The organism is Halomonas alkalisoli, from assembly GCF_021412585.1.
In the GTDB taxonomy this organism is placed as follows: Bacteria; Pseudomonadota; Gammaproteobacteria; order Pseudomonadales; family Halomonadaceae; genus Halomonas; species Halomonas alkalisoli.
The window spans coordinates 36,265-55,903 of record NZ_JAKCMI010000029.1; the positions used below are offsets into that span (position 1 = coordinate 36,265).

At 63.4% G+C, this 19,639-nt stretch carries 23 protein-coding genes; all 23 read left to right on the forward strand.

Annotated features, from left to right (window positions below):
• The 23 genes from LY622_RS13825 to LY622_RS13930 all read left to right on the forward strand — a co-directional run bounded on the left by LY622_RS13825 (position 1) and on the right by LY622_RS13930 (position 19,634).
• Positions 1-513, forward strand: coding sequence for a phage terminase small subunit P27 family (locus LY622_RS13825; protein WP_234291426.1), 513 nt, complete (start codon positions 1-3; stop codon positions 511-513).
• Positions 476-2,197 (forward strand): terminase large subunit, encoded by a 1,722-nt coding sequence (locus LY622_RS13830; RefSeq protein WP_234291427.1) that lies wholly within the window; start codon positions 476-478, stop codon positions 2,195-2,197. Before LY622_RS13825 ends, LY622_RS13830 begins: the two co-directional genes overlap by 38 nt.
• A gap of 11 nt (positions 2,198-2,208) precedes the next feature.
• A complete protein-coding gene (locus LY622_RS13835) occupies positions 2,209-3,459 on the forward strand; it encodes a phage portal protein (protein WP_234291428.1) in 1,251 nt (416 codons plus the stop codon).
• Entirely contained in the window at positions 3,446-4,162 is a 717-nt protein-coding gene (locus LY622_RS13840; RefSeq protein WP_234291429.1) for a head maturation protease, ClpP-related, read from the forward strand. The genes LY622_RS13835 and LY622_RS13840 overlap by 14 nt, the downstream gene beginning before the upstream one ends.
• Positions 4,163-4,232: 70 nt before the next feature.
• A complete protein-coding gene (locus LY622_RS13845) occupies positions 4,233-5,483 on the forward strand; it encodes a phage major capsid protein (RefSeq protein WP_234291430.1) in 1,251 nt (416 codons plus the stop codon).
• A gap of 77 nt (positions 5,484-5,560) precedes the next feature.
• Positions 5,561-6,049, forward strand: a complete 489-nt coding sequence (locus tag LY622_RS13850; protein WP_234291431.1) for a hypothetical protein — start codon at positions 5,561-5,563, stop codon at positions 6,047-6,049.
• A gap of 3 nt (positions 6,050-6,052) precedes the next feature.
• Complete coding sequence (locus LY622_RS13855) at positions 6,053-6,586, forward strand: head-tail connector protein (protein WP_234291432.1); 534 nt, start codon at positions 6,053-6,055, stop codon at positions 6,584-6,586.
• Complete coding sequence (locus LY622_RS13860; protein WP_234291433.1) at positions 6,583-6,918, forward strand: phage head closure protein; 336 nt, start codon at positions 6,583-6,585, stop codon at positions 6,916-6,918. Before LY622_RS13855 ends, LY622_RS13860 begins: the two co-directional genes overlap by 4 nt.
• Positions 6,915-7,334 (forward strand): HK97-gp10 family putative phage morphogenesis protein, encoded by a 420-nt coding sequence (locus LY622_RS13865; protein WP_234291434.1) that lies wholly within the window; start codon positions 6,915-6,917, stop codon positions 7,332-7,334. Before LY622_RS13860 ends, LY622_RS13865 begins: the two co-directional genes overlap by 4 nt.
• Complete coding sequence (gene gp17 / locus LY622_RS13870; RefSeq protein ID WP_234291435.1) at positions 7,331-7,660, forward strand: tail completion protein gp17; 330 nt, start codon at positions 7,331-7,333, stop codon at positions 7,658-7,660. Before LY622_RS13865 ends, gp17 begins: the two co-directional genes overlap by 4 nt.
• 41 nt (positions 7,661-7,701) lie before the next feature.
• Entirely contained in the window at positions 7,702-8,163 is a 462-nt protein-coding gene (locus LY622_RS13875) for a phage tail tube protein (protein WP_234291436.1), read from the forward strand.
• A 12-nt stretch (positions 8,164-8,175) separates the two neighbouring features.
• Positions 8,176-8,601 carry a phage tail assembly chaperone gene (locus LY622_RS13880; protein ID WP_234291437.1) on the forward strand — a complete coding sequence of 142 codons (426 nt, stop codon included), beginning with the start codon at positions 8,176-8,178 and terminating at the stop codon, positions 8,599-8,601.
• Between the two features lie 26 nt (positions 8,602-8,627).
• Positions 8,628-8,912 (forward strand): phage tail assembly protein T, encoded by a 285-nt coding sequence (locus LY622_RS13885; RefSeq protein WP_234291438.1) that lies wholly within the window; start codon positions 8,628-8,630, stop codon positions 8,910-8,912.
• 225 nt (positions 8,913-9,137) lie between these two features.
• Entirely contained in the window at positions 9,138-9,485 is a 348-nt protein-coding gene (locus LY622_RS22670) for a hypothetical protein (RefSeq protein ID WP_369413790.1), read from the forward strand.
• Between the two features lie 54 nt (positions 9,486-9,539).
• The gene (locus LY622_RS22675) at positions 9,540-9,806 is read left to right on the forward strand and encodes a type II toxin-antitoxin system HicA family toxin (RefSeq protein WP_369413791.1); all 267 of its coding nucleotides are present in this window, start codon (positions 9,540-9,542) and stop codon (positions 9,804-9,806) included.
• A 185-nt stretch (positions 9,807-9,991) separates the two neighbouring features.
• Positions 9,992-10,486: a carboxypeptidase regulatory-like domain-containing protein gene (locus LY622_RS13895; protein WP_234291440.1), complete on the forward strand. Its 495-nt coding sequence runs from the start codon at positions 9,992-9,994 to the stop codon at positions 10,484-10,486.
• A gap of 57 nt (positions 10,487-10,543) precedes the next feature.
• Positions 10,544-13,849 carry a phage tail tape measure protein gene (locus LY622_RS13900; RefSeq protein ID WP_234291441.1) on the forward strand — a complete coding sequence of 1,102 codons (3,306 nt, stop codon included), beginning with the start codon at positions 10,544-10,546 and terminating at the stop codon, positions 13,847-13,849.
• Position 13,850: 1 nt separating this feature from the next.
• A complete protein-coding gene (locus LY622_RS13905) occupies positions 13,851-14,225 on the forward strand; it encodes a hypothetical protein (RefSeq protein ID WP_234291442.1) in 375 nt (124 codons plus the stop codon).
• The gene (locus LY622_RS13910; RefSeq protein WP_234291443.1) at positions 14,222-14,692 is read left to right on the forward strand and encodes a DUF1833 family protein; all 471 of its coding nucleotides are present in this window, start codon (positions 14,222-14,224) and stop codon (positions 14,690-14,692) included. Before LY622_RS13905 ends, LY622_RS13910 begins: the two co-directional genes overlap by 4 nt.
• Positions 14,693-14,699: 7 nt before the next feature.
• Positions 14,700-15,107, forward strand: coding sequence for an NlpC/P60 family protein (locus LY622_RS13915; RefSeq protein ID WP_234291444.1), 408 nt, complete (start codon positions 14,700-14,702; stop codon positions 15,105-15,107).
• Complete coding sequence (gpJ, locus tag LY622_RS13920; RefSeq protein WP_234291445.1) at positions 15,098-18,595, forward strand: TipJ family phage tail tip protein; 3,498 nt, start codon at positions 15,098-15,100, stop codon at positions 18,593-18,595. The genes LY622_RS13915 and gpJ overlap by 10 nt, the downstream gene beginning before the upstream one ends.
• Positions 18,592-18,888, forward strand: coding sequence for a hypothetical protein (locus tag LY622_RS13925; RefSeq protein WP_234291446.1), 297 nt, complete (start codon positions 18,592-18,594; stop codon positions 18,886-18,888). Before gpJ ends, LY622_RS13925 begins: the two co-directional genes overlap by 4 nt.
• Entirely contained in the window at positions 18,888-19,634 is a 747-nt protein-coding gene (locus LY622_RS13930; RefSeq protein WP_234291447.1) for a hypothetical protein, read from the forward strand. Before LY622_RS13925 ends, LY622_RS13930 begins: the two co-directional genes overlap by 1 nt.
• Positions 19,635-19,639 lie beyond the last annotated feature (5 nt).

Here is a 19,639-nt window from a genome sequence, read left to right on the forward strand (position 1 = left end):
ATGGCTGGCAACAAGAATTCTGGCCGCCGGCCGTTGCCGGCGAATGTTCATGCCCTGCGCGGCAACCCCTCGAAGAAGCCCGGGCATGAACTGCACGACAACGGCGCGCCGTCGCTAAAGGTTGAGGCGCCGCCGTGCCCTGCCTTCCTGACCAAGGATGCCAAGGCCGAGTGGCGGCGGATCGTGAAGGATCTCGAGATACTCGGCCTGCTCACCAAGGTCGACCGGGCCGAACTGGCGGTTTACTGCCAGGCCTGGGGCGACTGGAAGCAGGCGCGCGAGAAGATCGCCGAGCTTGGCGATTCGGGCATGGTGGCGAACACGCCGAGCGGCTACAAGCAGATGTCCGTCTGGATGCAGGTGGCGAACCGCGCCGAGGAGCGCATGCGGTCAGCCGGCAGCTCGTTCGGCCTGAATCCCTCGGCCCGCGCCAAGCTCGGTACCGGCCACGTGACCCAGGGAGAACTGTTCCCCAATGAGCAAGCGGAAACCGCCCGAAAGTACGGTCTGTGACGATCGGGCGACCGCCTATGCTCGAGCAGTAGTCGCTGGCGAGCTGATCGCCGGCCCCCAGGTTCGCAACGCATGCGAGCGTCACCTTCGGGATATGGAGCATGGCCCTGAGCGGGGGTTGCTCTGGGACCTGGAAGCGGCGAACCACGCTATCGGATTCTTCGAAGACGTGCTGCGGCTCAACGGTGGCCGCTTCGAGGGAGAGCCGTTCCACCTGCTGCCTTGGCAGGCCTTTGTAGTGGGCTCGCTGTTTGGCTGGAAAGCCGAAGATGGCTGGCGGCGTTTCCGCGTGGCCTACATCGAGACCGCCAAGGGCTCCGGCAAGTCGCCGCTCGCCGCCGGTGTCGGGCTCTACGGTCTGGCCGCTGACGGTGAGGAGCGTGCCGAGGTCTACGCCGCGGCGACGAAGAAGGACCAAGCTCAGATCCTGTTCCGCGATGCAGTGGCTATGGTCGATCAGTCGCCGCTGCTGGCCACGCGCATCGTCAAGTCAGGGGCCGCGGGCAAGGAGTACAACCTCGCCTTCCACAAGACCAGCAGCTTCTTCCGCACGGTGGCGGCCGATGACGGCCAGTCGGGCCCTCGGCCCCACGTAGCCCTGCTGGACGAGATCCACGAGCACAAGACGCCGCTGGTCGTGGAGATGATGCGCGCCGGCACCAAGAGCCGCGAGCAAGCGCTGATCTTCATGATCACCAACAGCGGTACCGACCGGCTGTCGGTCTGCTGGGACTACCACGACTACGCGGTGAAGGTGGCCAATGGCGGCCTCGAGGACGATTCGTTCTTCGGCTTCGTCTGCTGCCTGGATGAAACCGACGACCCGTTCGAGGGCGAGGAGTGCTGGTACAAGGCCAACCCCTCGCTGGCTTACGGGATCCCCGGCCTCAAGTACCTGCGCGAGCAGGTGACCCAGGCGCGAGGCATGCCATCGAAGGAGGCGACGGTAAAGCGGCTCAACTTCTGCATGTGGGTGCAGGCCGACAACCCGGCGATCAGCCGGGATGCCTGGCTGGCTACCCAGGACAAGGAGTTCGATCTCGACACCCTGCGCGGTCGGCGCTGCTATGCCGGCTTGGACCTGTCGAGCACGCAGGACCTCACGGCCCTGGTGCTGCTGTTTGAGCCGGTAGAGGACGATTCCGTTTGGCGCATGGTGCCGTGGTTCTGGCTGCCTGAAGAGGGCTTGCCCCGCAAGGCCGAGAAGGACCGGGTGCCGTACGTGTTGTGGCAGGAGCGAGGTTACCTGCACACCACGCCTGGCCGGGCGATCAACAAGCGTCATGTACTGCATCAGCTATCCGAGATCGCTGCGATGTACGACCTGCAGGGCATCGGCTACGACCGCTGGCGAATCGAGGACCTGACCGCCCTGATCGATGAGGAGGGTGTGAGCCTGCCGCCGCTGATCAGCTGCGGCCAGGGCTTCCAGACCATGGCCCCAGCGGTCGACGAGTTCGAGCGCCGCCTGGTCAATACCGAGATGCGCCATACCGGCCACCCGGTACTGACCTGGTGCGCCGCCAACGCGGTGTATCAGGAAGACCCGGCGGGCAACCGCAAGGTGGACAAGCGCAAGAGTACGGGCCGGGTTGATGGCATCGTTGCCGCTGTTATGGCCACGTCGCTGACGCTGGGCGAACTAGACGACGATGGCGGTGAGCCTGACTTCATCATTCTGTGACGGGAGACGCCGTGCGTAACCTACTCAATCGCCTGACGGGCAGCACCGCTCCCGCGGTGCGAGAAGAGCCGACGCTCTCGCCCGACCCTGGGCCTCGCAACGAGACCGTCAGCACGGCCAACCCTGAAAGCCTGCTCGAGCTGTTTCAGGTAGGGCCCAGCTACGCCGGCCCCGCGGTGACAGCCGAGACGGCCATGCGGGTGACAGCCGTCTACGCCTGCGTTCGAATGCTCTGCGGGGCGGTGGCTACCATGCCGCTGCATGTCTACCGACGCACCGACAAGGGGCGCGAGCGTGTCGACCATCCGCTCTGGTGGCTGCTCAACCAGGAGGCAAGCCCCACCTTTACCGCCAGTGCGATGCGCGAACATCAGATCGCCTCGATGCTGCTGCGCGGGGATGGCCTGGCCTGGATCCGCCGTAACCGCCGAGGCGAGGCCGAGCGTCTCGACCCGCTGCCTCGGCAGCACACCATCATCGAGAAGCGTGGCGGCCGCCTGATCTACTTCGCCAACCTGGAAGAAGAGGGCTACCGCGGTATCGACCAGGATGACGTGCTGCACCTGCCGAATGTCGGCTTCGATGGGGTGAGCAGTCCCTCGGTGATCGGCCTGGCGGCCAAGCAGGGCATCGGCCTGGCCATGGCGGCCGAAGAGTACAGTGCTCGCTTCTTCTCCAACGGGGCTCGCCCCGACCATGTCATCACCATGGAAAAGACGCCGAGCCAGGAGCAGCTCGACCGGATCCGCGATAACTGGCTGAAGCGTCACACCGGCACGGCCAATGCTCACCTTCCTGGCATGCTGGTCGGCGGGGCAAAGGTCCAGCAGATCACCATGAGCTCCGAAGATGCACAGCTCATGGAGGCTCGGCAGTTCCAGGTTACCGACATTGCCCGAGCCTTCGGTCTGCCCAGCTGGATGATCAACGCCAACGAGAAGAGCACCAGCTGGGGTAGTGGTCTCGAGCAGATGGGCCTGGGCTTCATCATCTACACCCTGCAGCCTCACCTGACCCGCTGGGCCCAGGAGATCAACCGCAAGCTGCTGCGCGACCAAAACTTGTTTGCCGAATTCAACGTTGCCGCCCTGTTGCGCGGTGATGCCAAGACGCGTGCCGAGTATTACAAGTCGGCCCTGGGCGGTACCCAGAACCCGGGTTACATGACGCCCAACGAGGTACGCGCCAAGGAGAACCTGCCGCCGATCGAGGGTGGCGACAAACTCTACGCACCCGAGGTGACCCCCAATGCCGATGCCTAAGCTGCTGCAGCTGTTCCTGGACAACCAGGCGCGGCCCAAGGATTTCCGATCCGTCCATAACGAAGGGCGCGGTGAGATCTATCTCTATGACGCCATCGGCGATTGGTTCGGCATCAGCGCCGAGGCCTTCAACCGCGAGATCCGCGCGATGGAAGGCGAGATCGACGAGCTGCACCTGTACATCAACAGTCCGGGGGGTGACGTCTTCGAAGCCAGGGCCATGGCCACCGCGCTATCGCAGCTCAAGGTCAAGACGTTTTCCCATATCGAGGGACTCGCGGCCAGTGCTGCCACCTTCCTGCCCATGGTGACCGACGAAGTCGAGATGAGCGAAGGCGGCTTCTTCATGATCCACGAGGCGTGGACCCTGACCATGGGCAACAAGCGCGACCACCTGAAGCAGGTCGACCTGCTGACCAAGGTCGACGACTCCATCCTCGACGCTTACGGCAAGCGCACTGGCACCGAGCGTGACCAGCTGATTGCCTGGCTCGAGGCCGAGACCTGGTTTACCGCAGCAGAGGCAAAGGAACATGGCTTCATCGACTCCGTTCTCGAAACCGACCGGCGCCAAGCCGCTGCCCAGTGGAACCTGGCTGCCTACCACAACACGCCCAGCGCCCTCACTCAAGGGCCGCCCCCTGAACAACAGTACGACCGAGCGCAAGCCGAGCGACGGCTCGCGCTGATCGAACGGCACTAGCGGGCTCCCGCGTGCCATATCCCTGCGCCGCCCTCTGGGCGGCGTTTTAGTAAGCGAAGGAGACAGCATCATGCCTCAGAGCATCCAAGACCTGCGGGAGCAGCGCACCAAGGCCGCCAAGGCCGCCCGCGAGCTTCTCGACAAGCACCCCGGAGACACCTGGGGTGAGGAGCAGGATACCCAGTACGCCAACCTGATCGGTGAGATCGACCGCATCGATGCCAGTCTCGACCGTCAGCAGAAGTTGCTCGACCGCGAGGCCGAAGAGAAGCACCGCATCGAGGATCGTGCTGGCCGGGATGGCATCAGCACCGACGAAGCCACCGCCCTCAAGCAGAAGGAGAGCTCCATCTTCAAGGCCTGGATGCGCAACGGCGTTGACGGCCTGAATGCCGAGCAGCGCGAGCATGTGCAGCAGGTTCGGCAGAAGATGATGCAGAACGCCATGAGCACCGGCACCGGCAGCGAGGGCGGCTACCTGGCGCCGGACGGTTTCAGTGCCGAGCTGCTGAAGGCGCTCAAGGCTTTCGGTGGAATGCGCGAGATCTCCCGCGTCCTCTCTACCGCCTCCGGCGTGGCGATCAACTGGCCGACCACCGACGCCACCAGCGAGGAAGGCGAGATCGTCGGCGAGAACGCTGCGGTCAGCGTGGGCGAAACCAGCTTCGGTACCCTGCCTCACGTGACCTACAAGTTCTCGTCCAAGTCGATTGCGCTGCCCTTCGAGCTGCTTCAGGACAGCGAGATCGACCTCGAGGCCTACGTGCGCGAGCTGCTGCAGGAACGCCTGGGACGCATCACCAACCGGATGTTTACCACTGGCACCGGTGTCGGCCAGCCGCATGGCATCGTCACCAGCTCCGGTGCGGGCAAGATCGCCCCGACCGGCCAGGTCGACAGCGCCGGCTACGACGACCTGGTGGACCTGGAGCACAGCGTCGACCCGGCCTATCGCCGCAGCGGCAACGTCGGCTACATGTTCCACGACATGACCCTGCGGGAGCTGAAGAAGCTGAAGGACGATCAGGGTCGCCCGCTGTGGGTGCCGGGCGTGGCGGTGAGCGAGCCGGATACCCTCAACGGGTACCGCTACACCATCAACCAGCACATGGATCAGCTCGGTGCCGGCAACAAGCCGATGCTCTTCGGTGACTACGCGAAGTACATCATTCGTGACGTCATGCAGCTGCAGTTCTTCCGCATGACCGACTCGAAATACACCGAGAAAGGCCAGGTCGGCTTCCTCGCCTTCATGCGCTCCGGTGGTCGCCTGATGGACGTGGGCGGCGCCGTGAAGCACTTCCAGAACGCCGCTTCCTGATCACTGGGGCGATAACCCAACCACGGTAAGTGCAGGGCCGGTACGCCGGCCCTGCACAGCATAGCGAGGAACCGAGCATGGCTGACTCCAAGAGCAAGACCGCCAGGCAGGATGAAGGGAAGGGCGAAGAGCTGGCAACCACTCCGGCATCGGCATCGCCCAAGGCGGAAGAGCCTGCCGACGAGCAGGAGACTGGCACGCCGCCAGCGAACGATCCTGCCGACGATCAGGGGGCCGGCACGCCGCCCGCGAACGATCCTGCCGACGAGCAGGAGACTGGCACGCCGCCAGCGAACGATCCTGCCGACGATCAGGGGGCCGGCACGCCGCCCGCGAACGATCCTGCCGCCGAGCAGGGGGCCGGCACGCCGCCCGCGAATGATCCACCGCCTAGCCACATGGCAGTGCTCATCCTTCGTGATGAGCGGGTGGGAAAGGTCGACTACAAGCCCGGCGCCACGCCGACGCTGCCTTATGACGAGGCGCAGCGCTTGATCAAGCGTGGCGGCGCTGATGGCAACGAGAAGGCAGTGCGTGCCGCCAAGGCCGCCCGGAAGAAGGACTGAGTGATGCCAGTGCGTAGCCGACTGATCACGCCCCCTGAAGCCGAGCCGGTGACCCTGGTCGAGGCCAAGGTGCAGGCCACGGTCGAGCATGATGAGCATGACACCATGCTGCAGCTGATGATCACGGCTGCCCGGCAAGAGGCCGAGCTTCGCACTGGCCGTGCCCTGATCGATCAGGCGTGGCAGCAGCGCCAGGAGGCGGATGGCAATACCGTTTGCCTGCGCCGCTGGCCTGTCATCGAGGTCACCAGCGTGAGCGATGACGAAGGCCCGCTGGACCCGGCTGACTACCAGGCCGAGATCGGTGACTTCCCGGCCGTGGTCGCGAACCGTCGATTGGTGGGCACCGTGACCGTGGAATATCGGGCGGGCTATGGCGCTGCCGGTGACGACGTGCCGGCAGCCATTCGGCAGTGGATCCTGGCGACGGTGTCGAGCATGTACGAGCACCGTGAAAGAGCCGTGGTCGGCACCATCACATCCAAGCATGACTTCCTCGAAGGCCTGCTGGATCTCTACGTGGTGACACCGACATGAGAGCCGGACGACTCCGCGACCGTCTATCCCTGCAGAAGCGCGACGAAGTGCGCGACGACCTGGGCGGCATTACCCACGACTGGGTCGAGGTGACCGAAGTGTGGGCCGAGGTCCGGGGCGTCAGCGGGCGCGCCTTTCTCTCTGCCAGTGCCGAGCAGGGCGAAGTGACCGTCGAAGTGCTCATGCGGTACCGCCCTGGTGTGGAGGCGCTCATGCGGTTCGTCCACCTGCCGCCCGGCGGCAACGGCGAGATCTACACCATTCAGGCTCCATTGCCCGACGCCAAGCGCCGGGAGCTGCTCTGCATGTGCTCCACGGGGGTGCGGAAATGATCAAGAGCCGGTTGGATTTCGTCGGCCTGGGCAACCTCGAGGATGACCTCAAGATGCTGACTCAGGCCGAGAATGACCGTGTGCGGCGCCAGGGTGCTCGTGCCGGTGCCGGTGTGATACGCGACGAGGCTCGTCGCCGTGCGCCGAGGCGCAGTGGGAAGCTCTCCCGCAACATCCAGGCGGTGACCGTCAAGGTGAGTGAAGGGAACCGGTCCGCTGCAGGGGTTCGCGTGCGCAGCCGCGGCAAGGCCGACGACCCCAGTAACGCTTTCTACTGGCGCTTCATTGAGCTGGGCACATCGAAAATGCCTCCGGTGCCGTTTATCCGCCCCGCATTCGATGCCAAGGAGCAGGAAGCCGGTGACGCGGCGATCGCCAAGGTCACCGAGGCGCTCGACAAGGTACTGAAGAAATGATCGAAGCCCAGCTCTTCGCCGCCCTGTCGGCGCTCGCCGGCGGCCGAGTCTTCCTGTTGGTGGCCCAGCATGGCACCGAAGCCCCCTACCTGGTGTTCAGTGTGCCGACCAACCAGGGCGACGACGCCCTGGCAGGGTTGGGGGCCAAGCGGGCGGCGGTGCAGCTCGACGCCTATGCCGACAGTCTGCTGGCTGCAAAAGGTCTGCTGGCTGACGCGCTGGGTGCAGTGGATCACATGGATCCCGGCGATCTGATGGAGCTGCAGGATTACGAGCCCGATACCGGGCTCTACCGAGCGACGGCAGAAGTCGCGATCTGGACCTAACCCACCCGCCGCCGGCGGGTTTTTCAAGCCTGGAGGAAACCATGGCCCGTAAAGCGAAGTATCAACTCACCGCCGGCACCGTTGTCGAGGTGTCTGGTGCCGCCGTCGAGACGGTCGCCGACGAGGTGGCGGAGTGGAAGAAGATCTCCACCACCGCCAAGGAGATCGCCTACACGGCAGGGCAAAAGAGCGACCTGGACGTCACCGTGATCGAGAGCGAGGAAGAGGAACTCGAGAACGGCCTGCGCGGCCAGGGCGAACTGACCATCAGCGGCAACTGGAAGCAGGAAGATGAAGGGCAGGACACCCTGCGCGCCGCCGATGCCGACGACTCCCTGCGCATCGTTCGGGTGACCTTCAAGACCGGCAACACCGCCAAGCTGCTGGTGCAGGTGCGCCAGGATAACTGGAGCATTGCCCCCAACGGAGTGGCAACCGGTGGCTTTAATCTGCGCGTGATCGGTAAGCCCGCCTACGCCCCTGCACCCGAACCCGCACCGTAAGCGAGGCTTTGAATGGCACGCCGTAAATCAACCACCACCGATCCGCGGGCGGCGCTTCTGGCGCCCCTCGCGGGCTTTCGCCACCGGTCCATGCCGGTGGGCGACACCGACGCCCAGGTCATCGTTCGTGAGCCTGGTGCCGACGACTGGCTCACCTGGCAACAGCACCTGCAGGAAGCGGCCGGCGAGGACGTTACCGAAGAGAACGCCGAGGAAGTGGCCGAGCGCGTCACATCCAGCCGGGACCACACCCCCGAAGCGGCGTTGCTCGTTCGCGTATTGCTCGACCCGAATACCTTTGAGCGCATCTTCACCGATGACGATGTGGAAGAAGTGAACCGCCTGTGGGGGCCGGTGTACGGCCGTTACCTCAACGCTGCCTTCGAGCTGGCCGGGCTCAACACTGCCACGCCGGTGGAGGATGCGGCAAAAAACTGAGAGAGAGCCCCGGGCTGAACTTCCTCATGACCCTGGCGCTACGGTTGGGCAAGACCCTCGCCGAACTACGCCACACCATGACAGCCCGGGAGCTCGTTCTCTGGATGGCCTACGACCAGCAGTCGCCGATCGGTGACCGGCGCGGTGACATTCAGTCCGCGCAGATCGCCATGGCCGTGCTTCAGTCACAGGGTGCCAAGGTCAGCTTTGACGACGTGCTGCTCGACTGGGGCGGGGGCGAGGAAGACGCCCCGGCGGAAGACGACGAGGCGCTGGAGATGCTGTTTGCAGGGTTGGCGGGTGAAGCGTGAACCACCACATCTTGACAGTAACAGGCGGGATGTGTGTACGGGACACAAGATGTGGTGGTTATACATACAGTTCAAATCACGACTTTAGGCCTATGTCAAGTAGGGAAACTTGCGTATCACTAAGAGTGTCGCTTACTATGCATTCAACAGAAAGTTGAAAAAAAGAAAGCCCTGCCAATGAAGCAGGGCTCTGTTATCTCGGTAGGTGGCGGTGGAGTAATGGCTATGAGTGATGCTAAGTATCTGAAATTACGCTGCTTGCTACAGCGAGAGGGTGATTTGTACCTGGCATTCTGCATCGATCTGAGCTTGGCGGTGCAGGGCGACTCGGCAGAAGAGGTTCGTACCAAGCTGCATGATCAGGTCCATGATTACCTCAACTATGTTGAGCGTGTGTACCATGAAGGCGACCGCCAAGGTGCGATGCAGCTGCTTCACCGACCTGCCCCACTCTCTACCCGCATGCGCTACCACTGGGTACGAGCCAAAGTGTGGTGGCATAATAAGCAGCAGGCTGCGCAGGAAAGGCAGCTTTGGAAAGAAAAAGGTGATCTTCCCTGGGCTTGTCCGTAAGAGGCGCGTGTGGGTTTTCGAGAAAGACCAGTCACAGCCCGGGAATTCATCAAGATGCTGAAGAACCTTGGCTTCGAGCAAGATCGGCAGGCGGGTACTTCGCATGAACAGTGGGAACACCCCTGCTTCGAGGGACAAAGGCGCTTGGTGACAGTGAGTCAGCACCTTGAGCCATTCCATCGTGAGCTTCTCAAGAACATGAGAAATCAGGTGGGTCTGAGCAAGCGTGATCTCATGAAGTGCCTTGTTGATGAGAGGTATGCCAAGCGCATGGGGGAGCGGAACGCCCCACCAGCTGCAGTGCTTGAATCGAATCGCTAAAAGCCCCGCCCCCGGCGGGGCTTTTTGATGGGCGAAAGGTGTGTCGGATTGGCCTGTTCAAAGCGGCACACAGAACGGATCGGTGAGTGAATGAGGTTGCCTGGTCTTTCTTGAGCTCAGCACTAGCCAAGCCGGTAACGGTGGGTTACGTTCTCAGTTGGTACGTAAGCAACGGGGAACTAACTATGAAAAAAGTAGGGCTAGCTCTAATCGCATTGCTGTTCTTGTCTGGCTGCCAGACAATGCAGACACAAGAGGTTGTAAAGCGTCAAGTGGCTTTTCCAGAATCAGAATATGCTGCCCTTGAAATGTCTGGAGATTCTACTGTAAGGGGGCAGGTATTCATGACTACACGTGGTGGGGACGTGAAGTATGGTGCTGGTAGGGAGGTTGTTATAACTCCTGTCACCTCTTATACATCAGAAGCTACAAGGGTGATGCTTGCTGGGAAAAGAATTGAAGATCCTGATCCGAGAGCGCAAGCGTTCACTCGCAGAACCATAGCTGACGGAAGCGGCAACTTTGAATTCAATGGGTTACCTGCAGGAAGATATTACGTGGCTGGTTCTGTAGTTTGGGAAGTGCCGTCGCAGTTTGGTCCAGCTCGGCAGGGCGGAGCGGTTCTCCGGCAAATTTCGGTTGGAGAAGGTGAAACAGAAACTGTGATGTTGAATAGATAACTATATTCTTTTCTTAAAACCCGCTTCGGCGGGTTTTTTTATGCCCGGAGATTGCTAATGGCAGCGACCCTACGCGAACTGATCGTCCGCATCAGCGCTGATTCGAGTGTATATCAGCGCGAGATGTCTCGCGCGTCACGCATGGGGTCCGAGTACTACCGCTCGATGGAGGGTGGTGCCCGCCGCACTGATGCGGCTCTCGTTCGCAACCAGCACAACCTGCGCGCCCTCAACACTCAAATGCTGGCTATTCGCCAAACGGCGCTGCGCATGACCGGTGTGCTGGCCGGCGCCTTCGCCGCCGGGCGGCTGATCGAAACTGCCGATGCCTATGGCCAGATGGCCAGCCGTATTCGATTGGCGATCGAGAGCGAGCGTGAGTACGCCGATGTGCAGGAGCGGCTGCAGCGCATCAGCCGGGTGACCTACAAGAGCCTGATGGACAACAGCGAGTTGTTCGTCAACTCGGTGGGTCCGCTGCGTGAGCTGGGCTTTGCCACGGCGGAAGTGCTCGACATCACTGAGGCGCTCTCGGCCGGCCTGGTGATCAGCGGTGCCAATGCACAAAAAACGAAGTCGGTGATCGATCAGTTCAGCAAGGCAATGATTGCTGGGCGCCTGCAGGGCGACAGTTTCAACTCGGTGATCCAGAACGCGCCTCGATTGCAGCAGGCCCTGGCTGAGGGGCTGAGCGTTAGTACCAGGCGCCTGCAGGAGATGGCCACCGCTGGCGAGCTGACCGCTGATGTGGTGATCGGCGCGCTGACGCGTTCGCTCGGCGAGCTGCGCCGCGAACTCGAGGAGATGCCGACCTCGGTGGAAGATGCCACTCAGGTGCTGAAGGATTCGTTCATGGCCTATATCGGCCAGGCGAACGAAGCCCATGGCACCACGGCGGCTCTGGCCGGCGGCATCGAGCTACTGGCCGATAATATCCAAAACGTGGTTGCCGTGGCTGGTGTGTTCGCCGCCATGGGTCTGGGACGCTTCATGGGCGGTCTGGCGGTGTCTGCTGGTGCAGCCGCTGCGGAGTTCGTCAAGAACACCCAGGCGCAGATTGCGCATGCCGCCGCCCAGCAGCAAGCGGCTGCTGCCTCGGCAAGGCTGGCGGCAGCTGAGGCAGCCTCAGCCAAGCAAGCCCTCGCCCGGGCAGTTGCTTCAGAGCGCGCGGCACGCGGCACCGACCAGCACACGGCAGCCTTGACCCGCTTGGGTGCTGCCCGCACTGCAGCGACAGGCGCCTCTGCCCGCCACACAGCGGCAACGAATGCCGAGGCAGCAGCCCAGAGCCGCTTGGCAGCCTCTACGAGTCTTGCTGCTCGGGCGAAGGGGGCTGCGCTTGCCTTGCTGCCAGGGCCTGCTGGCTTGATCACGCTGGCCGCCGGGGCCGCCGCCAGCTTCCTGCTGTTCCGTGATCGCTCGGATGAAGTGGCCGCCTCGCTGCTCGACCTCGAGCAACCGATGGACACCTTGATCGGGCAGTTCCGCGAGTTGACGACTGAGCAGCAGAAGGCGGCTCTGATCCGTTGGGGTGACCGTCAGGAAGAGGAGGCCGAGAAGGCCCGCCGGGCGCTTGAGTCTGTTCGTCAGGGGCTGCTGAGTGAAGCGTTTGCCGATATGGACGGCGCTGCGGCGCGCACCTTCTTTGATGAGATCAATGCTGCATTCGATGAGGTAAAGGACGGCGCCAGTAGTCTCGACAGCGTGCTTAACGAGATCCAGGAGCGCATCGGTGTCCCCGACCGCATCATGCGTGAATACCGGCTGCTGGCCGCTGAGTTCTCAGAGGGCCGCATAAATGCCGACGAGTTCGGCCGGCGCATCGATACCCTCAACGGGCACCTAGATGAAACCGAGGGCGCCGCCCGCCGCGCCGGTGGTGCGGTAAACGGAAACGCGCCCAGCGACAAGACCCTGCAGGCCTGGCAGCGCTACAACGACCAGCTACGCGAACAGATTGCCAACCTGCGTGACCCCTCGTTGCTGGGCCAGACCAGCCGCCGGCTGGATGCCATGGGGGCGGACGTCTCCGACCTGATGCGGGGTACCACGCTGTTTCTGGCGTCGACCCTGGATCGCGAACAGCAACTGGCGGATGCGCGCAAGAAAGCCGCCGACGAAGCCAAGCGAGCAGCGGAAGAAGGTCAGCGCAATGCCGAGCGGATCCTGCAAGCCTACCAGCAGCAGGCGGAGGGCCTGGAACGGCAGATCGCCCTGCATGGCGATGCCAGCCGTGCTGCCGCCCTGCGCTACGACCTGGAGCATGGTGGCCTGCGGGAGCTGAGCCAGGCCCAGGGAGCGCACCTGCTGCAGCTCGAGGGAGAGCTGGCCGCGAAGGAGCGGTTGGCCCAGCAGGCGCGTGAATCCATTGAGCTGATGCGCTTTGAGGCGACAGAGCGAGCGCGGCTCGCTGCGCGTTCGCAGGAGGTGGAGCTCGACATCGTCGCCGTTGGCCGAAGCGATCAAGCCGTTTCGGCCATGCGAGAGATTGCCTCGGTTCGGCAACGCTTCGCCGACGAGCTGCGCGACCTTCACCAGCGGCAGGAAGACGAGAGCACCCGCATCAGCGAAGCGGCGTACGAGGAGCGCCGGCAACTGCTGATGCGGCTCATGGACGAAGAGGTTCGCCTGGTTCAGTCGGCCAACGCACGCAAGCTGGCCGCCGAAGAGGACTGGCGCAACGGTGCCCGGCGGGGCTTCGAAACCTATCTCGACAACACCCGCGACATGGCGGGGCAGACCGAGACCCTGGTTACCAACGCCTTCTCGGGTATGGAGAACGCCCTCTCAGAGTTCGTGAAAACGGGCAAGCTCGACTTCAGCAGCCTGGCCGACAGCATCATCAACGACATGGTGCGAATCTACGTCCGGCAGGCGGCGCTGGGCCTGTTCGGCAGTTCCGGCGGTAGTTCCATTCCTGGTGGTTTCACATCACAAATCGACTTCGGCGGATATGCCCAGGGCGGTTACACCGGCCCGGGGGGTCGTTATGAGCCTGCTGGTGTCGTGCACCGTGGTGAAGTGGTGTGGAGCCAAACGGACGTTGCCCGCGCCGGCGGTGTGGCGGTGGTGGAGGCGCTGCGCAAGGGGTTGGGTGGATATGCCCGTGGCGGTGCGGTGGGTGTTCGCACGCCCACCCTGCCGGCTATGCAGGGCAGCGGCTCGCCCAATAACGTCTACATCACCCCGCCCGATGGCCACCAGGCCCGCACCGAGGAGCGAGAGAACAGTGACGGTGGCATGGACCTCTTTGTCATGTTCGATCAGATGGGTGCCCAGGCGCTGAACACCCCCGGTAGCAAGATGAGCCGGGCGCTCAAGAACAAGTTCGGCGCGCAGCCGGTACTGACAGGAAGGGGCTGATATGACCACACCCGTATGGCCGGCCACGTTGCCCCAGGTGCTGCGCTTCCCGATCGCCCAGCGCCGCCAGAGCGGTAAGCTCCGCACCGAGACCGACACCGGTCCGGCCAAGGTTCGCCGCCGGTTCACGGCTCGGGTGACGGAATACCCCGGGGCCAGCATCCAGGCGACCGGCGAGCAGAAGGCGATCTTCGATGCCTTCTATGACGATGACCTGGGCGGCGGTTCCTTGGCCTTCTCCTGGACCGACCCTGACACTCGGCAGCCCGCGCTGCTGCGCATCAAGGACGAGCCCGAGGCCGACCTGATCCGCCCCGGGGCAAGCCAGGCAAAGCGCTTGTGGGAGATCTCGTTCACCGTTGAGGTTCTGCCATGACCCAGGCCAGCGAGATCCTCCGCCGCAGCGCCTTCGCCCAGGAAACCGACGAGGTCTGGCTGGTGCTGCTCACGCTGTCGCACCCCAGCCTTGCCGAGCCCATCCGCGTCGTCGATAACACCGTGCCGATGGTCTCGCGTGGCGCGGAGTTCCAGGACTTCCCCTTCGGCCTGGACCCTCCCGGCGAGCACGAGGATGCCCCCGGCCTGGCCCGGCTGTGGATCGACAACGTCAGCCGCGAGATCGGGCAGACCATCCGTTCTATCCAGACCCCGGTTCAGGCGCTGATCGAGGTGGTGCGCGCCGCCGATGCGGATACGGTCGAGCGTGCCTGGCCTGACTTCTGGCTGCGCAATGTGCGCTGGAATGCCGGGCGTGTGACCGGCGACCTCACCCTCGAGGACTTCACCACCGAGCCATACCCGGCCGGCACGTTCACGCCGGCGAGTTTCCCCGCCCTGTTCTGAGGTGACCATGACCCTGATGGAATTCGCCGCCGGCGCCATTGGCACGCCGTTTCGGCCGCATGGCCGTGGGCCGGATCACTACGACTGCTATGGGCTGCTGGTGAAGGCCTGGCGCGACGTGCGCGGCATCGAGCTGCCGGACTACGTTAGCGACTACCCGCGGTTCAAGGATAGCGATCAGCTGGCCTCGGTGGTGTCTGGTGCTTGCGTGCATGACTGGCAGCCCGTGGAAGTCCCGCAGCCCATGGATGCCGTGGTGATCTACCGCGATGGGCGTCCGATGCACATCGGCCTGTACCTGGGCGCTGGCCAGGTACTGCACATCGAGCACGGCATTGAGGCCGTGGCCGAGCCGGTCACGGCGTTCCGCATCGAAGGTTACTACCGGCCGAGGAAGACCCGCCCATGCGCGTGATCGCCCGCAACCATCCGCTGCGTGACGACATCGTCGACCTGTGCCTGCCGGAAGGGCTCAACATCGAGGAGATACTCGTCCAGGCACAGCCCGACCCGATCCTGCGCGCTCACGCCTATGTGTTCGTCGGCGACGTGATGGTGCCTCGTGCCCGCTGGACCCGGGTGCGGCCCAAGCCCAGCGCGGTAGTCAGCATCAAGTTGCTACCCCAGGGTGGCGGCGGCAGCAAGAACCCGCTGCGTACGATCATGACCATTGCGGTGATTGCCGCTGCCTCGGCGGTAACCGGCGGTGCCGCCGCGGGACTGCTGGGAAGCGCCTTCGCCAAGGGCACCATTGGTGCATCGCTGCTCGGCGCCGGTGTGGCCGCCGCCGGCATGCTGGCGGTCAATGCCATCGCACCCATCCGCCCGCCCAGCTTTGACCAGCGCAGTGGCACCACCAAGCGCGACAGCCCGACGCTCTCCATCGAAGGCGCCCGCAACGATGCGCGGCCATTCGGCGTGGTGCCGGTGGTGTTGGGTGAGCATCGCCACGTGCCGCCGCTGGGGGCCCGTTCCTACACCGAGGTGCTGGGCGATGATCAGTACCTGCGTCTGCTCGTCGTGTGGGGCTACGGGCCACTGCGCGTGCGAAACCTGCGCATCGACGAGACGCCGCTCTCGAGCTTCGACGGGGTTCGGGTGCAGACCCGGGAAGGCCGCCCAGGCGATGCCCCGGTGACACTGTTTCCTGGGCAGGTGCGGCAGGACGATCTGGCGATAACGCTTAAGCAGGTTGATGGTTATCAGAGGCGCACAGCTCCCCCCAATGCCGATGAATTGAGCGTCGACATTGCATTCCCTCAAGGCTTGGTTCGGTTTAATGATTCGGGGGGGAAGCAGAACAGGGGGCTGATCATCCGTATTCGATACCGGGCGGTAGGCGCGTCGACTTGGCTGGTGCCTGAGTTCACGGACAAGACGGTACCCAATAGCTGGATCGAAAATGAGGAGCGCATCCGCTTCACTCACAAGCGAACGAGTGCCATACGGCATGGCTTTCGGTGGTCGGTTCCCAGGGGCGAATACGAGGTTCAGATTCAGCGCAGCACGGCAGATACCGACGACACACAGATCGTGGACACTACGGTATGGACCGCGCTGCGCTCAATCACCAATGAGAGCCCGATCAAGTTCCAGCACCCGGTAGCGGTGACGGCTCTGAGCATCAAGGCCACGGACCAACTGAACGGGATCGTCGACCGGCTGCAGGCAGACGTGGCCAGCTACGTGACCAACTGGAACGGCAGCGAGGTGGTCAGCAGCAACCCGGCGCTACTCTATCGCCACGTGCTGCAGGGGCCGGCCAACGCCAAGCGCCTCACCAATGAGCGCGTCGACCTCGAGGGGCTGCAGGAGTGGGGGGAGTTCTGCGCCACGAACAGCTTCGCCTTCGACATGGTGCGCGATTTTCAGTCGAGCGTGTGGGACACCCTGGCCGACATTGCCGCCGTTGGCCGAGCCTCACCCAGCCAGATCAATGGCAAGTGGGGGGTGGTAGTTGACCGGCCTCAGGCTCTCCCGGTGCAGCACCTGACGCCCCGCAACAGTTGGGGCTTCGAGGGAGAGAAGGCATTTCCGGACCCGCCCCACGCCTGGCGGGTGCGATTCAGCAGCCGGGCTGCCGGCTACCGCCAGGATGAGCGCATCGTCTATGCCGACGGCTACCACGCCGGCAATGCCGAGATCTATGAATCCCTCGATATGCCCGGTGTGGTCAATGCCGGCCATATCTGGAAGGACGCCCGCTTCCACCAGGCGCAGATCACCAACCGCCCGGAGCGATGGACGCTCAACTTGGACTTCGAGCACCTGGTGGCGCGCCGCGGCTCGCTCGTGCGCATCACTCATGACGTACTGTTGGCAGGCCTTGCCGCCGGTCGTATCAAGCAGCTGCTGACCGAGGTCGACGACGAGGACGGCAAGACCTATATCATCGGCATTGTTTCCGACGAGCAGCTCGAGATGAGCGAGGGCGAGACCTACGGCGTCTCGCTCCGCACCGTTGACGATGCCGGCGTGACACGCCAACTGGTTACCGAGGCCGGCCGGCATCACCAGGTGATGTTCGCCCAGCCCATCCTGGCCGATAGCGGCCTCGAGGTCGGCGACCTGTTCGGTTTCGGCTATGCCGGGCTGGAATACATCGAAGGGCTGGTGGTCAACATCGAGCGTCAGGCGCACCTGGTGGCCCGCCTCTCGCTGATCCCGTACAGCCCCGAGGTCTACGATGCCGACCAGGGGGCGATCCCGCCCTATGACCCGGGCATCACGTCGCTGCCGACCATCCCCGATGCGATAGTGACAGGGGTGCGTACCGGCGAAGAGGTGGTGACCCTGGGCGTGGGCGACACGCTGATCCCGCATGCCGCTATCGCGATGGAGAACCCGGACTATCCGGGTCTGGTGATCGATGCGCAGCTTCGCGTACATGGTACCGAGGAACCGTTCTACGAGTCGACGATAGCTAGGCGCAACGGCAGCGAGGTGTGGATCGGCGAGGTGGACGAGGGAGAGACGTATGACATCCGCGTGCGCTGGCGCGACCCGAATCGGGTGGTGCCAGGACTCTGGGCGTACGTCAATGCCCAGATCATCAGCGGTTCCACCAATCCGCCCGAGGCGCTGCGCGGATTGACCATCTCTGTATTCGGCGGCTCGGCGCTGCTGCGGTGGGATCAGCCGCCCGAGATCGACGTGCGCATCGGTGGGGAGATCCGCTTTCGCCACAGCCAGGCCGAGAACGCCGAGGTCGCCCAATGGAACAACTCGACGTCCATCGGCGACAGCGCAAACGGCAGTCAGACCTGGGCGGTGCTGCCGCTCAAGCCAGGCACCTACCTTGCTCGGGTCTACGACCGGGGCGGCAGACCATCCGTCGACATCGCCGCGATCAGCACCAAGCAGGCGAGCGTGCTGGAGTTCGCCAACTTGGACTCTGTCACCGAGAGCCCGACATTCCCCGGCGCTACCGAGGGCGCCACGGCCGTTGACGGCTCGCTGTGGTTGTCAGCGCTGGGGCAGTTCGACGACATCGAGGACTTCGATTCACTGTCGTCCCTCGACAGCTTCGGCGGTATCGGCAGCGAGGGCTACTACACCTTCGGCGGCGGGTTCGACTTCGGCACCGTGAGGCGCATACGCCTGACCAGCATTATCGATGCGACCGCCGTCAACGTGCTCGATCGCATCGACGAGCGCAGCAACCCGATAGATGGCTGGGAGGACTTCGACGGCACGCTGCAGGCGCAGTCCGACGGCAGGGTGCAAGTGCGCCACACCGACGATGACCCCGCTGCATCACCTGCCTGGAGTGTCTGGAACAACCTCGACTCAGCCGAGTTCGAGGCCAGGGGTTTCCAATTCCGCGTGAAACTCACTTCCCGTGATCCCGCTTATAACATCCGCGTCGACGAGCTCGGCGTGGTCGCAGAGGAGTTGACATGATGCCCAGAGTTGCAGTGCTGGACAAGCAAGGGCTGCTGATCGGCAGCAGGCAGAAATCGAAGCTCGCCAAGGGCGACGTGGAGTGCGGCGACCTGCCGTGCGACGGGAGCTACCGGCTGAAGGACGGCGCGTTCCTGCCGGTGGGTCGCGGCCACGGCAAGCCCCGCAACCCGCCTGTGTCGCCCTACCAGGCCCTGGCGTTGCTGATCCGCTCAGTAGAGAGCGGCACCCCGGTGCCGCAGGAGTGCACCGATTGGGCCGACTGGTATGACGAATTCGGAGGGGCACGCTGATGGCACAGTCTGATCTCAACATTGCCAACTCTGATGGGGCCACGGTTCGAGCCGACATTAACAGCCAACTGGAAGCGCTGGTCACTCAGAGCAGCGGGCCGACCTCGCCACCGATAACCTTCCCATACATGCGCTGGTTTGATACTGCCGCTGGTCGTTTGAAGGAGCGCAACGCATCCAACACGGCCTGGATTGTCGTGGCGGATGATCTGAAATGGCAGGTCCAGCCCATTGGGGTTCCATTCGGCATTCGCGATGACCTCGCCGGGGCCGATGTTCCGCCCACCGATAACGCCAACTACCGCTATATCAAGCTCACCGCCTCCGACGCTTATAACTCGGGGGCGCTGACGAGCGAGTCAATTTCAGGTAGTGCCCCGCTTGTCGTCGCAACTGCTGTTATTGATTTCACTGACAGCCCGATCAATGGCGAGACGGTCAACTTGTGGAACACAGAAGGCCGCTACCCGAAAGCGGGGACTTCACCCGGCACTGTTGCCAATGACCAGATGCAGCAAATTACTGGCGCAGTTTCTTCGGGTACAATTTTAACGGTAGGGCTAACAGATACCGAAGGAGCGTTTGAAGATTCGGTTGTTCCTGGTACATCGGCAAGCTTCTCATCATCTACGGGTCGAGGATTGGCACCTCTAGACTTTAACTCTGAAAACAGCCCTGGTGCCCGCGTAGGAGCGTATACTGACGTCAAGCATCAGCAAGTCACTTACTACATGCGCATCGCATAAGGAAT